12 protein-coding genes are annotated in these 14,563 nt (G+C 66.9%); 6 read left to right on the top strand and 6 right to left on the bottom strand.

The features are described 5' to 3' along the window. Positions 1-59: 59 nt before the first annotated feature. From ESD82_RS16545 to ESD82_RS16565, 5 genes are all read right to left on the bottom strand, one after another. Entirely contained in the window at positions 60-3,677 is a 3,618-nt protein-coding gene (locus ESD82_RS16545; RefSeq protein ID WP_147427805.1) for a vitamin B12-dependent ribonucleotide reductase, read from the bottom strand. Positions 3,678-4,070: 393 nt separating this feature from the next. Next, positions 4,071-4,655, bottom strand: a complete 585-nt coding sequence (locus ESD82_RS16550; RefSeq protein WP_147427803.1) for a 5-formyltetrahydrofolate cyclo-ligase — start codon at positions 4,653-4,655, stop codon at positions 4,071-4,073. Further along, positions 4,640-6,025, bottom strand: a complete 1,386-nt coding sequence (gene mgtE / locus ESD82_RS16555) for a magnesium transporter (protein WP_024844682.1) — start codon at positions 6,023-6,025, stop codon at positions 4,640-4,642. The genes ESD82_RS16550 and mgtE overlap by 16 nt, the downstream gene beginning before the upstream one ends. A 91-nt stretch (positions 6,026-6,116) precedes the next feature. Then, positions 6,117-6,932 carry a histidinol-phosphatase gene (hisN, locus tag ESD82_RS16560; protein ID WP_024844683.1) on the bottom strand — a complete coding sequence of 272 codons (816 nt, stop codon included), beginning with the start codon at positions 6,930-6,932 and terminating at the stop codon, positions 6,117-6,119. 83 nt (positions 6,933-7,015) lie between these two features. Continuing rightward, the gene (locus tag ESD82_RS16565; RefSeq protein WP_024844684.1) at positions 7,016-7,375 is read right to left on the bottom strand and encodes a helix-turn-helix domain-containing protein; all 360 of its coding nucleotides are present in this window, start codon (positions 7,373-7,375) and stop codon (positions 7,016-7,018) included. A 179-nt stretch (positions 7,376-7,554) separates the two neighbouring features. Between ESD82_RS16565 and ESD82_RS16570 the strand changes: the two genes are divergently transcribed. From ESD82_RS16570 to ESD82_RS16590, 5 genes are all read left to right on the top strand, one after another. Then, the gene (locus ESD82_RS16570; protein WP_024844685.1) at positions 7,555-8,523 is read left to right on the top strand and encodes an NADPH:quinone oxidoreductase family protein; all 969 of its coding nucleotides are present in this window, start codon (positions 7,555-7,557) and stop codon (positions 8,521-8,523) included. A 122-nt stretch (positions 8,524-8,645) separates the two neighbouring features. After that, positions 8,646-9,416 carry a Bax inhibitor-1/YccA family protein gene (locus ESD82_RS16575; RefSeq protein WP_024844686.1) on the top strand — a complete coding sequence of 257 codons (771 nt, stop codon included), beginning with the start codon at positions 8,646-8,648 and terminating at the stop codon, positions 9,414-9,416. A gap of 579 nt (positions 9,417-9,995) precedes the next feature. Next, the gene (locus tag ESD82_RS16580; RefSeq protein WP_024844687.1) at positions 9,996-10,997 is read left to right on the top strand and encodes an ABC transporter substrate-binding protein; all 1,002 of its coding nucleotides are present in this window, start codon (positions 9,996-9,998) and stop codon (positions 10,995-10,997) included. A gap of 136 nt (positions 10,998-11,133) precedes the next feature. Further along, entirely contained in the window at positions 11,134-12,021 is an 888-nt protein-coding gene (locus ESD82_RS16585) for an ABC transporter permease (protein ID WP_024844635.1), read from the top strand. Next, positions 12,014-13,048, top strand: coding sequence for a quaternary amine ABC transporter ATP-binding protein (locus tag ESD82_RS16590; RefSeq protein WP_024846080.1), 1,035 nt, complete (start codon positions 12,014-12,016; stop codon positions 13,046-13,048). The genes ESD82_RS16585 and ESD82_RS16590 overlap by 8 nt, the downstream gene beginning before the upstream one ends. Before the next feature lie 19 nt (positions 13,049-13,067). Here the strand turns inward: ESD82_RS16590 and ESD82_RS16595 are convergent, their stop codons facing one another. Beyond that, entirely contained in the window at positions 13,068-13,490 is a 423-nt protein-coding gene (locus ESD82_RS16595; RefSeq protein ID WP_147427801.1) for a DUF1489 family protein, read from the bottom strand. A 302-nt stretch (positions 13,491-13,792) separates the two neighbouring features. Between ESD82_RS16595 and ESD82_RS16600 the strand changes: the two genes are divergently transcribed. Continuing rightward, complete coding sequence (locus tag ESD82_RS16600; protein ID WP_147427798.1) at positions 13,793-14,488, top strand: carbonic anhydrase family protein; 696 nt, start codon at positions 13,793-13,795, stop codon at positions 14,486-14,488. Positions 14,489-14,563: the final 75 nt, after the last annotated feature.

Raw genomic sequence — 14,563 nt, forward strand, 5'->3', positions numbered from 1 at the left:
GTCCTGCCTTTCGTCCTGGTCGGGGCCCGGCCGCGCGCTGCGCCCGGACCCGGATCGCCTCAGCTGCAACCGCTGGTCGCGCCGCAGGTGTTGCACTTCATGCAGGTGCCGTTCCTGACCAGCGTGTAATTGCCGCATTCGCCGCAGGGATCGCCCTCGTAGCCCTGCATCCGCGCCTTGGCGCGCGCATCCATGGCCACGACGCCGACCGCCGTCGCCGCCTCGACCGTCGAAACCGCCGCGACCGAGACCCCGGATTGCAGCGCCACCAGATCCTGCGGCAGGCGCTTGCGCAGATAGCCGGTCGAGCTGATCTGCTTGAGCATCTCGAGCGAACGCGAGGCGCCCTCGCTGACCGGGGCGAGATTGGGCTGGCTCTCGGCCTCGCCGCCGCCCAGGTCGTCGAAGCGCGCGCCCTGCGGCTTCACATGCGCCAGGTCGGTGCGGTCCAGATAGGACACGGCCAGCTCGCGGAACACATAGTCGAGGATCGAGGTCGCGTTCTTGATGCTGTCATTGCCCTGGACCATGCCCGCCGGCTCGAAGCGGGTGAAGGTGAAGGCGTCGACGAACTCCTCCAGCGGCACGCCGTATTGCAGGCCCACCGACACGGCGATGGCGAAATTGTTCATCATCGCCCGGAAGCCCGCGCCTTCCTTGTGCATGTCGATGAAGATCTCGCCCAGCTTGCCGTCGTCATATTCGCCGGTGCGCAGATAGACCTTGTGCCCGCCGATGATCGCCTTCTGGGTATAGCCCTTGCGACGCTGCGGCAGCTTTTCGCGATGGCTGCGCACCGCCTCCTTGACGATGATCTTCTCGACCACTTTCTCGGCGATGACCACGGCCTTTTCCTGCGCGCTGCCGCTGGCCAGGATCTCCTCGGCCTCCTCGTCGTCCTCGACCAGCGCCGAGGCCAGCGGCTGCGACAGCTTGGAGCCGTCGCGGTAAAGCGCATTGGCCTTAATGCCCAGCGACCAGCTCAGCTCATAGGCGGCCAGCGCATCGGCGATGGAGGCGCTGTTCGGCATGTTGATGGTCTTGGAGATCGCGCCCGAGATGAAGCTCTGCGCCGCCGCCATCATGCGGATATGGCTGTCCACCGACAGGTAGCGGGTGCCCTTCTTGCCGCAGGCATTGGCGCAGTCGAAGACCGGGTAATGCGCAGGGTCCAGATGCGGCGCGCCCTCCAGCGTCATGGTGCCGCAGACATGGTCGTTGGCGGCGTCGATCTGCGCCCGGGTAAAGCCCAGGTGCCGCAGCAGGTCGAAGCCGGGGTCGTTCAGCTTCTCTGCCGGGATGCCCAGGGTCTCGCGGCAGAAGGCTTCGCCCAGCGTCCACTGGTTGAAGACGAAGCGGATGTCGAAGGCCGAGGCCAGGGCCGCGTCGATCTTTTCCAGCTCGCGCGGTCCGAAGCCGTGGCCTACCAGGCTGGCATGGTTGATGCCGGGGCAATTGCCCAGGCTGGCATGGCCCACGGCATAGGCGATGATCTCCTCGATCTGGGCCGAGCCGTAACCCAGCGCCTCCAGCGCCGCCGGAACCGAGCGGTTGATGATCTTGAAATAGCCGCCGCCGGCCAGCTTCTTGAACTTCACCAGCGCGAAATCGGGCTCGATTCCGGTGGTGTCGCAATCCATCACCAGCCCGATGGTGCCGGTGGGCGCGATCACCGTCGCCTGCGCGTTGCGATAGCCATGCGCCTCGCCCAGGGTCAGCGCCTCGTCCCAGGCGCCCTGCGCCAGCGCCACCAGCCGCGGGTCGGGGCAGTTCGCGGCATCCAGTTCCACCGGGGCCACGTTCACGCCCTGGTAGGCGCCGGTGCCATAAGCCGCCGCGCGATGGTTGCGGATCACCCGCAGCATGTGCTGGGCGTTCTTGGCATAGCCGGGGAACGGCCCCAGTTCCGCTGCCATCTCGGCCGAGGTGGCATAGCTCACCCCGGTCATCACCGCGGTCAGCGCGCCGCACAGCGCCCTGCCCTCGTCGCTGTCATAGCCAAGGCCCATGTTCATCAGGAGCCCGCCGATATTGGCATAGCCCAGGCCCAGCGTGCGGAAGTCATAGCTGCGCTGCGCGATCTCCTTGCTGGGGAACTGCGCCATCATCACCGAGATTTCCAGCGTCACCGTCCACAGCCGGCAGGCATGGACATAGCCGTCGGCGTCGAACTCGCCGCCCTGCCAGAAGCTCAGCAGGTTCATCGAGGCCAGGTTGCAGGCGGTGTCGTCCAGGAACATGTACTCGCTGCACGGGTTCGAGGCGCGGATCGGCCCGTCCTCGGGGCAGGTGTGCCAGGCATTGATGGTGTCGTGGAACTGGATACCCGGATCGGCGCAGGCCCAGGCGGCATGGCCGATCTGGCTCCAGAGTTCGCGCGCCGAGACGGTCTTGGCCACCTTGCCGTCGGTGCGGCGCACCAGCTCCCAGGGCAGGTCGTCGCGCACGGCGCGCAGGAAGGCATCCGTCACCCGGACCGAGTTGTTCGAGTTCTGCCCCGAGACCGAGACATAGGCTTCCGAGTCCCAATCCGTATCATAGGTCGGGAACTCAATCGAATCAAAGCCCTGGCGGGCATATTGAAGAACCCGGTTGATATAGGTTTCCGGGATCATCACGCGTTTTGCCCCGCGGATCGCCGCCTTCAGCGCGGCGTTCCGGGCGGGATCGGTGGCATCCTCGACGCTGCCGTCCCATCCGCGGATGGCGGCGAAGATGGCATTCAGCTCGCGCTCATGCATCTTCGAACCCGCCACCAGCGAGGCGACCTTCTGTTCTTCGATGACCTTCCAGTTGATGAACTGCTCGATGTCGGGGTGATCCATGTCGCAGATCACCATCTTTGCCGCGCGCCGGGTCGTTCCGCCCGATTTGATCGCGCCGGCTGCGCGGTCTCCGATCTTCAGGAAGCCCATGAGCCCCGAAGATTTCCCGCCGCCCGACAGTTTCTCGCCCTCCCCTCGAAGGGACGAAAAATTGGTGCCCGTGCCCGAGCCGTATTTGAAAAGCCGCGCCTCGCGGACCCACAGGTCCATGATGCCACCCTCGTTCACCAGGTCGTCGGCGACGGACTGGATGAAGCAGGCATGCGGCTGGGGATGTTCATAGGCGCTGTCCGACCGGACCAGCTTGCCGGTCTTGTAATCGACATAGAAATGGCCCTGGCCGGGGCCGTCGATGCCATAGGCCCAATGCAAGCCGGTGTTGAACCATTGCGGGCTGTTCGGCGCCCCCATCTGGCTGGCCAGCATGAAGCGCATCTCGTCGTAATAGGCGCGGGCGTCTTCTTCGTTCGAAAAATACCCGCCCTTCCAGCCCCAATAGGTCCAGGCGCCGGCCATGCGGTCGAAGACCTGCCGCGCGCTGGACTCGCCGCCAAAGCGCGCCTCCTGGGGCAACGCCGCCAGCGCCGCCTCGTCGGGGACGGAACGCCACAGGAACTCGGGCACGCCCTTTTCCTTGACGCGTTTCAGCCGCGCCGGCACCCCGGCCTTGCGGAAGTATTTCTGGGCGATCACGTCCGAGGCGACCTGGCTCCAGCCCTGGGGCACCTCGACCGAATCGTTGCGAAAGACGACGGTGCCGTCCGGGTTGCGGATCTCGCTGCTGGTGGTGGTAAAGGAAAGCGCGCCGTAAGCCCCGCTCTCGACCGTGGTGAAGCGCCGTTCGATCCGCATCCTGACTGTCCCCCGTCATCCGCAACAGGACCGCATGCCGCCCGCCGCCGCCCGCGCCAAGCACGGGCCCAGGCGGCCGGATCGCACGGCACCCCGAAGCATTTTTCCTGATCTTCGCCCCGGCGCCGGACCGGATCACCTGTCGAAAAAGACACAAGATCTGGTGGCACCGAGGGCCTGGGCCACAAATTGACCCGAGACAGGACGCATTTCAATCAAAATTTTCGCTGGACTTCGCCACCGATTCCGACCCTCGCGGCGCCGCGAGATTCGCTGCAAATGCACTGTTAACAACTGCCCCTTGGCGGCCGGCGGCGAAAAGCCAAGCGATCTGGCGGGGTTCCTTGCGGCCGCTCACCCGGTTTCCACAGGCTTATCCCCAGTCGCAAGGCATCAAGGTTGCAATTTCGTTCCCGCACTCGCGCCTCGCGATTTTTCCGGCTGCGGCAGGATGACGCCCCGGTCGGTCACGATCAGGTCCAGGGGCTGGTCGGTCGCCTCGGCGGGGATGGCGCGAATCTCTTGCGCCGCGTAGGCCAGCCCGATGGCGACCACCGCCCCCTCAGCACGCAGCCGGGCCAGCGTGCGGTCATAGAATCCGCCGCCATAGCCCAGCCGATGCCCGGACCGGTCAAAGCCGGCCAGCGGCACGATCAGCACCTCGGGGCGCAGCAGCGGCGAATCGGCTGGGGGATGAAGGGTGCCGAAGCGGCCCGGCTCCAGCCGGTCGCCATGGGCGCGGAACGCCAGCGGCTGGGCCGGGCCGATCACCACCGGCAGGCAGACCGGCCCCTGATGCGCGGCCATGGCCGGGCGCGGATCGGCCTCGCCCCGCATCGGCCAGTAGCCGGCCAGCACCCTGCCGCGATGGGGCGCCAGCGCCGCGATCAGATGGCACGTCAGCGCGGCATCGTCGCCGCCCGCCGCGCGCGCCGCCAGAGCCGCCTGGCGCAAAGCGGCCTTCAGACCAGTATCCATGAAGCCAGCCCAAGGAATGCAAAGAACCCCATCATGTCGGTCATGGTGGTGACGAAGGTGCCCGAGGCCAGCGCCGGATCCAGCCCCAGCCTGCTCAGGCTCAGCGGCACCAGCACGCCGCCCATCGCCGCGACCACCTGGTTGGCGATCATCGCCATGCCCAGCACCAGGCCGATCTGCAAGCTGCCCAGGATGATGGCGCCGGCCAGGGTCAGGATCACCGCCAGGCCGAGGCCGTTGAGCATCCCCGCCATCAGTTCGCGCAGGATCACGCGGCGCGCATTGGCGCTGGTCAGCTCGCGCGTGGCCAGCGCGCGCACCGCCACGGCCAGCGACTGCGTGCCGGCGATGCCGCCGGTCGAGGCGACGATGGGCATCAGCGCCGCCAGGATCACCAACTGCGCCAGCGTCGATTCGAAGCGCGAGATCACCAGCGCCGAAAGCGAGGCGGTGCAGAGGTTGATCACCAGCCAGGGCAGGCGCTGGCGCGCGGTCTGGAACGGCCCGTCCGAGACGTGGCTGTCATCCGAGACGCGGGCCATGCGCAGGAAGTCCTCTTCGTGCTCCTCGTCCAGCACCGACATGGCGTCGTCGATGGTGATGACGCCGACCAGCCGGTCGTCGTCATCGACCACCGGGGCCGAGATCAGGTGATACTTGTTGAAGGCATAGGCCACGTCGCCCTCGTCCTGCCGGGCCGAGATGGTGCGGAAGCTGTCCTCGGTGATGTCGCGCAACAGCACCTCGCGGCGCGAGGCCAGAAGCTTGCCCAGCGTGACATAGCCGGTCGGATGGCGGCGCGGATCGACCAGCACCACGTGATAGAACTGGTCGGGCAGCCATTCCTCGGCGCGCAGGAAGTCGATGGCCTCGCCCACGCTCCAATGTTCGGGCGCGGTCACCACCTCGGATTGCATCAGGCGGCCGGCCGAATATTCCGGCCAGGTCAGCGAGCGTTCGACGGCGGCGCGGTCGGATTCGTCCAGCGCCGCCAGAATGGCCTGCTGCTCGGGCTCCTCCATGTCCTCGATCAGGTCGACGACATCGTCGCTGTCCATCTCGCGCACCGCCTCGGCCACCACCTCGCGGGGCAGCTGCTCGATCACTTCGTCGCGGATGGATTCGTCGATCTCGGACAGGATCTCGCCGTCGATCTCGCCGGAATAGAGATGCAGGAACTCGCGCCGGCGCGCCGGCGTCAACTGCTCGATCAGGTCGGCGATGTCGGCGGCGTGCATCGGCTCCAGCGCGGCATCCAGCGCCGGGCCGTCGCCGTCGTCCACGGCCTTGTTGATCGCGTCGATGTCCTGCCGGCTCAGCTGGAAATCGGCTTCGGGGGCATCCGTGTCGGTTTCGCGCGGCTCGGTCATCGGCTGGCTCCTCGGGGTTCGGGTCTTGCGACGAGGATGGCGGTCGGGGCAGTTCGATAGGGGCGCACCATAGGGGGCCCGCGCCGGGGTCTCAATCGTCCTTGAGCAGGGCTAGCGCCTCGGCATGTAATTCTTGTGAACCCGCGGCCAGGATGGTGCCGCCGCCATGCGCCGGCCCGCCCCGCCAGTCGGTCACCACCCCGCCCGCGGCCTGCACCACGGCGATGGGCGCGGCCACGTCATAGGGTTGCAGCCCGGCCTCGATCACCAGGTCGACATGGCCGGCCGCCAGCAGCGCATAGGCATAGCAGTCGAGCCCATAGCGCACCAGCCGCGCCCGTGCCGCGACGCGGGAAAAGGCGGCATGTTCGGCGGGGCTGCCGACCTCGGGATAGGTGGTCATCAGCGTGGCCTGTGCCAGCGCGACGCCGCGGCGCGCCCGCAAGGGCACGGTGCCGCGGCCCGAGATCAGCCGGGCATGGCCCAGCCCGCCCTCGAACCGCTCGTCCAGATGCGGCTGGTCCACGATGCCGTAGATCGGCCCCCGCGCATCGCTGAGCCCGATCAGCACGCCCCAGCTCGGCGCCCCGGCCATGAAGGCGCGGGTGCCGTCGATCGGGTCCAGCACCCAGGTCAGGCCGCTTCGCCCTGCCTGGGCACCGTATTCCTCGCCCAGGATCGCGTCCTCGGGCCGCTCGGCGGCCAGGATGGCGCGCATCGCGCGCTCGCTGGCCCGGTCGGCTTCCGTCACCGGATCGAACCCGGTCGCGGATTTGTTGTCGGGCCGCAGGGCCGGGCTGCGGAACAGGCTCATCGTCTCGGCCCGCGCCGCATCGGCCAGACGATGCGCCACGGCCACGATCCGCTCGGCTTCTTCGACAGGATTGGTCTTGTTCGCGCTTGTCATGACCTGCCCCCGCGGACTGCTTCGGGCGCAGGTTTAGCCGCAGTATCCCGCAAGCGAAAGCCCCGGAACGCGGCAGGTCTGGATCAGGCCGCGTCCGACAGCACGCGGGCGAGTTCGAAGATCTGGCGCCGCTGCGCCTCGGGCATGGCGTAATAGGCCCGCACCAGTTGCAGCGCCTCCTTGTCGGCCAGGATGTCGCCCTCGACCGAATTCTGGACCTGGCCATCCTCGAGCCCCTCGAAGAAGAAGCTGATCGGGACATCCACCGCCCGCGCGATGTCCCAAAGCCGCGAAGCCGAGACGCGGTTCATCCCGGTTTCGTATTTCTGGATCTGCTGGAACTTGATCCCGACCTTTTCGGCCAGCTGCTGCTGGGTCATGCCGATCATCCATCGACGATGGCGGATCCGCTTTCCGACATGGACATCCACGTTATGTTTCATGGTAACACCTCACTCAATCTAAACGGGCGCTACATCAGAACGGCGCAATTTTCGAGGTCGATAATGGCCACTTGTCCAAAAAGACAATCGCTTGCGGGCACCGAAAGCCTCTGGCCGAACCCCCCGAAAACATGGAAAAAAGCCGGGAAAAGGACAGGCGGAACGCGCCGGGAGGAATCATGAAGACGACCTGGAAAATGATGCAAATCAAAGAAATGTCGGGTTCTCCCGTCGCGGGCTGCCTGTCGCTTGCCGCGCCCGGTCCGGGCGAGGTGCTGGTGGGCCTGCGCGCGGCCGCCCTGAATTTCGCCGATCTGCTGATGACGAAGGGACAGTATCAGGAAACCCCGCCCCTGCCCTTCATCCCCGGACTCGAGGGCGCGGGCGAGGTGCTGGCGGCGGGCGCAGGCGTGGCCCTGGCGCCGGGCACTCGCGTCGTCGTGCAAGGCCAGGGCACCATGGCCGAGGCCAACCTGTTTCCCGCCGAAAGCTGCCACCCGATCCCCGACGCCATGGGCTATGACGAGGCGGCGGGCTTCCTGATCGCCTATGGCACCAGCCATTTCGCGCTGACGCTGCGCGCGGGCCTGCGCAAGGGCGAGACGCTGGCCGTTCTGGGCGCCGCGGGCGGGGTCGGGCTGACGGCGGTCGAGATTGGCGCCGCCCTGGGCGCGCGGGTGATCGCCGTGGCACGCGGGGCCGACAAGCTGGCGGTGGCGCGGGCGGCGGGCGCCTCGGATTGCATCGACAGCGAGACCTGTCCCGACCTGCGCGCCGCGCTGCGCGATCTGGGCGGGGTCGATGTCGTCTACGACCCGGTCGGCGATGCGCCCGGCGAGGCAGCCTTCGGTGCCCTGCACCCCGGCGGCCGCTTCCTGGTCATCGGCTTTGCCGGCGGCAAGCCCCCGGCCCTGCCGCTGAATCATGCGCTGGTCAAGAACATCGCCATCCACGGCTTTTACTGGGGCGGCTATCGCAAGCTGGACCCCGCGCTGCTGCGCCAGGACATCGCCGCGCTTTTCGCGCTTTACGAACAGGGCCGCCTGCGCCCGCATGTCGGCGCCACCCTGCCGCTGGAGCGGCTGGCCGAAGGCTATGAGCTGCTGGCCAGCCGGCGCTCGACCGGCAAGGTGATCGTTAGCATCTGAAATTTTCGTCAGCGAGGGCCGAAACCGCCGGTTCTGCATTGAAAAACCGGCGTGCTTTGCCAATATCTGCGTGGATGGTCGGCCATGCGGGCCGCACCGCGATTTTCGACCGGGGAGAACCTATGCAAGACTACAATTCGATCCGCACGGCCGGGACCGCGACGCGCTCGGCTGCCGTGGATGAGGGCCTGCGCGCCTATATGAACAAGGTCTATGGCCTGATGGCCGTGGGCATGCTGGTGACCGCCGGCGCCGCCTGGGGCATGGCGGGCCTTGCGCTGTCCGACACGCCGACGCAATGGGCGCTGGGCAATGGCCACTACCTGACCGAGTTCGGCAAGACGCTGTATCTGTCGCCGCTGAAATGGCTGGTGATGTTCGCGCCGCTGGTCATGGTCTTTGCCTTTGGCGCCGCGCTGAACCGGCTGTCGGTTCACGGTGCGACGACGCTGTTCTATGCCTTCGCCGCGGTGATGGGCATCTCGATCAGCTGGATCTTCGCGGCCTATACCAGCTTCTCGATCATCCAGACCTTCCTGATCACCGCCATCGCCTTCGCCGGGCTGTCGCTTTACGGCTATACCACCAAGCGCGACCTGTCGGGGATGGGCACGTTCCTGATGATGGGCCTGATCGGCCTGATCGTCGCGATGATCGTGAACATCTTCCTGCAATCCAGCGCGATGCAATTCGCCATCTCGGTGATCGGCGTGCTGATCTTTGCCGGCCTGACCGCCTATGACACGCAGAACATCAAGAACACCTATCTGCAACTGGCGAATTCGGACCGCGACTTCCTCGGCAAGGCCGCGATCATGGGTGCATTGCAGCTCTACCTGGACTTCCTGAACCTGTTCATGTTCCTGCTGCAATTCCTGGGCAACCGAGAATAAGACCGGAAGCATCCCGGAGCTTCCCTTTTCGGCCCCGCCGGTGCATGATGCCTGGCGGGGCCTTTTGTTGCGCGGAGCGGCCGCGCGCCGCGATGGCCCTCGCAACACCGGAATGCAAAAGCCCATGGCGATCCCCTGGCATGCCTTCACGGTCGGCCGATCGAGGCGATCGGACCGCGATCCTCTCCTCCAGATCCGGCGATGCCGGCATCGGAATGGCTGGCGATCCTGCTTGCGCGGACAGGGCCAGCCGCTTGCCGCGACGATGCACGGGGCCCAAGCCCGGAATGCCAGGCCGGCATGGCGCCCCAGACTGCAACCGCGGATCCGGGTCCGGCTGACGATATTGTCGCAAGATGTGCCGCTATCGTTGCATCCGGGACAGGACGAGGCGGGGATGATGCGGCATGAACACGTCCGGCTGCCGGTTGGCGCCTTGCCAGGCAAGCATCGCATTGCCCGAACTGCAACCGCAGGCCAGGATGACGACCGGCAGGAACCCGGTTCCTGCCCAAAGAGCCCCCGGTTGGAGCGACGCGCCGGGGAGCGGAGGATAGTTGTCGCAACAGGGAGATAACGATGAAACGACGCTTCTTTCACGGGACTGTTGCCGGGCTTCCGTTTCTGGTGCTGGCCGGCACTGCCTGGGCCGATTGCGGCAGCCCGACCATCGCCAGCATGAACTGGCAAAGCGCCGAGCTGGCCGCGGCGCTGGATGCCTTCATCCTGAACAACGGCTATGGCTGCCGCGCCGAGGTGATCCAGGGCGACACGGTGCCGACGCTGACCTCGATGGTGGAAAAGGGCCAGCCCGAGATCGCGCCCGAGGGCTGGGTCGACCTGGTGCCCGAAGTCATCCAGTCGGGCCTCGCCGAGGACAGGATCGTGGTCACGGGCGACATCCTGACCGACGGCGCCGTCCAGGGCTGGTGGATCCCGAAATACCTCGCCGATGCCAATCCCGAGTTGAAGACCATCGACGACGTGCTCAAGCGGCCCGACCTGTTCCCCGATCCCGAGGATCCCTCGAAAGGCGCCATCTTCAACGGCCCGGCCGGCTGGGGCGGCACGGTGATCACCAGCCAGCTCTACAAGGCCTTCGACGCCGAGGCGGCCGGCTTCACCCTGGTCGACACCGGCTCGGCCGCCGGGCTCGACGGCTCGATCGCGCGCGCCTATGAACGCCAGCAGGGCTGGGTCGGCTATTACTGGGCGCCGACCGCGCTGCTCGGCCGCTACGAGATGGTCAAGCTCGAGCACGGCGTGCCGCTCGACATGGACGAATGGCAGAACTGCACCTCGAATGCCGACTGCGCCGATCCCAAGAAGAACGACTGGCCGGCCGACAAGGTGCAGACCGTCGTCGCCAAGGGTTTCGCCGACAGCGCCCCGCCCGAGGTGATGGACTACCTGTCCAAGCGGTCCTGGTCGAACGACACCGTCAACGCGCTGATGGCCTGGATGACCGAGAACCAGGCCCAGGGCGAGGAAGGCGCGCGGCAGTTCCTGCGCGAGAACGAGGCGATGTGGACCGAATGGGTCACGCCCGAAGCGGCCGAAAGGATCAAGGCCGCGCTCTGATCGCGGCCGCGCCGCGGCCGGGCGGGCCGATCCCGCCCGGCCATTTCTCCGGCCACTCCCCCGATGCCGGCCGCCGCGGCGGTGCCGGCCCTGCCATGCCGCCCCGGCCCTGACCCAGCCCTTGCGCGAGGATCCCATGACCTGGCTCACCACATTTCCCCAATTGAAAAGCACCTGGCTGCGCGATCTCCAGCGGCTGATTGACGACGGTTTCCGCAGCTTCACGCGCAGCTACGGCGACCTGATCGAAGGCTTCTTCAGCCCGCTGCAGAGCCTGCTGATCTGGTTCGAACGGCTGCTTCTGGGCACGCCCTGGCCGGTGATCCTGCTGGTCGTGGCCGGCCTGGCCTGGGGCGCCAGCCGCAGCCTGCGCGTGGTGATCGGCTCGGTCGCCACCCTGGTGCTGATCGGCCTCTTCGGCATGTGGGACGACACCATGAAGACCATCTCCATGGTGCTGGCCGCCACGCTTTTGTCGATCGCCGTCGGCCTGCCGCTGGGCATCCTGATGGCGCGCTCGCAGCGGGTGCAGCGGATCATCAGCCCGATCCTCGACATCATGCAGACCATGCCCAGCTTCGTCTACCTGATCCCGGTGGTGATGCTGCTGGGCATCGGCCGGGTGCCGGGGCTGATCGCGGTGGTGATCTATGCCATCCCGCCGATGATCCGGCTGACCAACCTGGGCATCCGCCAGGTCGATCCCGAGGTGCTGGAGGCGGCCGACGCCTTCGGCTCCTCGGCCTGGCAGAAGCTGGTCAAGGCGCAGCTGCCGCTGGCGCTGCCCACCATCATGGCCGGCATCAACCAGACCATCATGATGGCGCTGGCCATGGTGGTGATCGCCTCGATGATCGGGGTGCAGGGGCTGGGCCAGCCGGTGCTGCGCGCCATCAACAACCAGTATTTCACCATGGGCCTGTTCAACGGCTTCGCCATCGTCGGCATCGCCATCCTGTTCGACCGTATCAGCCAGGCCTGGGGCAAGCGGCTGCAGAAACACCATGAGGCCAGCCATGACTGATCCCATCGGCATCGAGATCAAGAACCTCTACAAGATCTTCGGCGCGGACCCCCAGGCCCATGTCGCGGCGGTGCGCGCCGGCATGACCAAGGCCGAGCTGCAGGCCCGCCACGGCCATGTGCTGGGGCTCAGCGACATCAACATCTCCATCGCGCCGGGCAGCATCCAGGTGATCATGGGCCTGTCGGGTTCCGGCAAGTCGACGCTGATCCGCCACATCAACCGGCTGATCGAGCCCACCGCCGGCGAGATCGTGATCGAGGGCCGCAACGTCGTCGGGATGTCCCGCGACGAGCTGCGCGCCTTCCGCCGCCACAAGACCGCGATGGTGTTCCAGAAATTCGGCCTGCTGCCGCATCGCACGGTGCTGGACAATGCCGCCTACGGGCTGGAGGTGCAGGGCATGGCGGAGGCCGAGCGCTATCGCACCGCCATGCGCTGGATCGAGCGGGTGGGCCTTGCCGGCTTCGAGAAGAGCTACCCGAGCCAGCTTTCGGGCGGCATGCAGCAGCGCGTGGGCCTGGCCCGCGCCCTGGCCAATGACGCGCCGATCCTCTTGATGGACGAGGCCTATTCGGCGCTGGACCCGCTGATCCGCTATGACATGCAGACGGTGCTGCTGGATTTGCAGCAGGAGGTGAAGAAGACCATCGTCTTCATCACCCACGACCTCGACGAGGCCTTGCGCATCGGCGACCGCATCGCGCTTTTGCGCGACGGCTCGGTGATCCAGCAGGGCACGGCGCAGGACATCGTGCTGCGCCCGGCCGACGATTACGTGGCCAATTTCGTCCAGCATGTCGACCGCGGCAAGGTGCTGAAGGTCGGCGCGGTGATGCTGGCCCAGCACGGTTTCGACGCCCTGCCCGAGGCCGCCATCGCCCCCGAGGCCAGCATCGCCGAGGCCCTCCAGCACATGGCCGCAAGCCGCCTGCAGGCCCTGCGCGTCCAGACCGCCGACGGAAGCACCATCGGCATCATACCCTTCCAGGAAGCCATCAACGCATATACCGGGCAGCGGGCATGAGGCGCCGCCATCGGCCGGCTCAGCGCAGGCCCATCTCGGCCAGCGCCCTGGCGATTTCAGGGGGCAGGTCCGGCTCGGCCCCGCGTCCTGCCGGCAGGTCGGGCGGGGCCTCGGTGCCGGGCAGATAGCGCCAGCCCTGAAAGGGCCGGCGCGGCACGGCCGCGACGCGCACCAGTTCCGGGTGGAGGATCAGCGCGCAGCGGCGGATGCCGTCCTCGCCCTGCACCTCCTGCAAATCCAGGATGCGCTGGCGGGCCTGCATCACGCCCTTGAACACCCAATAGATCGAGCCGCCGTCCAGCAATTCGGCCTCGCGCCTGGGCCACATGCGGGTGACGTGGCGGGCCGGGCCACCGCCGAAACGGTGTTTCTGCCATGCCGCGAGTTCGGCCGGATCGTCGCAGCCGACGCAGAGTTTCATCAGATTCAGGGACGCGCTCATGCGCCAGATATAGCCCGGCGGCGGGCGGGTGCAATGGACCTGCGCGCCGGCGCCATGATCGCTGCGCGGCGGCCGGCAAGCAGGACGAGGCGCGGCCGGGCCGGAGCGTGCCGTTTCCCCCGAGGCGATGACCGCCCTGCGACAGCATGGGCGCTAGGCCGAATCCGGTTCTTTGGCCAGACAGCGTTCATTCAAGAGAAATATTGCAAAACAATGCAGTCCGGTGCAGTCCGGTCCGGTGCAGTCCGCGCGCCCGGCCTCCTTGGGCTGTGAACCCATGAACACAACGGGAGGAGTAACCCATGATCAACCGCCGCATGTTCCTTTGCAGCACCGCTTCGCTCACGCTGGCTTCCGCCGGCGCGGCCCTGGCGGAAACCGCCTGCCTCATGCCAACGCAGGCCCGGCAGGCCGGCATGTCCCCCGCCGATGTCATCGCGGCGCTGAAAGAGGGCAATGCCCGCTTCGCCGCCGGAGCAATGCGGAACTGCGATCTGAACGCGATGGTGCGCGAAACCTCGGAAGGGCAATATCCCATAGCCGCGGTCGTGGGCTGCATCGACAGCCGCGTGCCGCCGGAACTGGTCTTTGACCAGAAGATCGGCGACCTGTTCACCGCGCGCATCGCCGGAAATTGTGTGAACACCGACATCATCGGCAGCCTGGAATTCGCCTGCAAGGTCTCGGGCTCCAAGGCCATCGTCGTGCTGGGCCATAGCTCTTGCGGTGCGGTCAAGGGCGCGATCGACAAGGTCGAACTGGGCCATCTGACCCATGCTCTGCAACTGATCGAGCCGGCCGTCGCGGCCGTTGCCCCGACCAATCGCACATCGAAAGACAAGGCTCTGGTGCAGAAGGTGGCCGAGAAGAATGCCGAACTGACCCTGGCCAAGATCCTGTCGGAAAGCCCGATCCTGAAGGACATGGCCGATGCGGGCGAAATCGTGGTGATGGCCGCGATGCATGACATCGCCACGGGGGAAATCCGCTTCCTGTAAGCGGAAAGCGCCGGGAGGATGCCGGGCGCCCCCAGGGGTTGAACCTGGGGGCCTGCGGGGATAGGCCGCAAGCTG

The organism is Paracoccus pantotrophus, assembly GCF_008824185.1.
Classification (GTDB): Bacteria; Pseudomonadota; Alphaproteobacteria; order Rhodobacterales; family Rhodobacteraceae; genus Paracoccus; species Paracoccus pantotrophus.

Bases quoted from the DNA above. Each gene is read 5' to 3' on its own strand.
- ESD82_RS16545 (WP_147427805.1), bottom strand. From the start codon at position 3,677: ATGCGGATCGAACGGCGCTTCACCACGGTCGAGAGCGGGGCTTACGGC.
- ESD82_RS16550 (WP_147427803.1), bottom strand. From the start codon at position 4,655: ATGGATACTGGTCTGAAGGCCGCTTTGCGCCAGGCGGCTCTGGCGGCG.
- mgtE (WP_024844682.1), bottom strand. From the start codon at position 6,025: ATGACCGAGCCGCGCGAAACCGACACGGATGCCCCCGAAGCCGATTTC.
- hisN (WP_024844683.1), bottom strand. From the start codon at position 6,932: ATGACAAGCGCGAACAAGACCAATCCTGTCGAAGAAGCCGAGCGGATC.
- ESD82_RS16565 (WP_024844684.1), bottom strand. From the start codon at position 7,375: ATGAAACATAACGTGGATGTCCATGTCGGAAAGCGGATCCGCCATCGT.
- ESD82_RS16570 (WP_024844685.1), top strand. From the start codon at position 7,555: ATGAAGACGACCTGGAAAATGATGCAAATCAAAGAAATGTCGGGTTCT.
- ESD82_RS16575 (WP_024844686.1), top strand. From the start codon at position 8,646: ATGCAAGACTACAATTCGATCCGCACGGCCGGGACCGCGACGCGCTCG.
- ESD82_RS16580 (WP_024844687.1), top strand. From the start codon at position 9,996: ATGAAACGACGCTTCTTTCACGGGACTGTTGCCGGGCTTCCGTTTCTG.
- ESD82_RS16585 (WP_024844635.1), top strand. From the start codon at position 11,134: ATGACCTGGCTCACCACATTTCCCCAATTGAAAAGCACCTGGCTGCGC.
- ESD82_RS16590 (WP_024846080.1), top strand. From the start codon at position 12,014: ATGACTGATCCCATCGGCATCGAGATCAAGAACCTCTACAAGATCTTC.
- ESD82_RS16595 (WP_147427801.1), bottom strand. From the start codon at position 13,490: ATGAGCGCGTCCCTGAATCTGATGAAACTCTGCGTCGGCTGCGACGAT.
- ESD82_RS16600 (WP_147427798.1), top strand. From the start codon at position 13,793: ATGATCAACCGCCGCATGTTCCTTTGCAGCACCGCTTCGCTCACGCTG.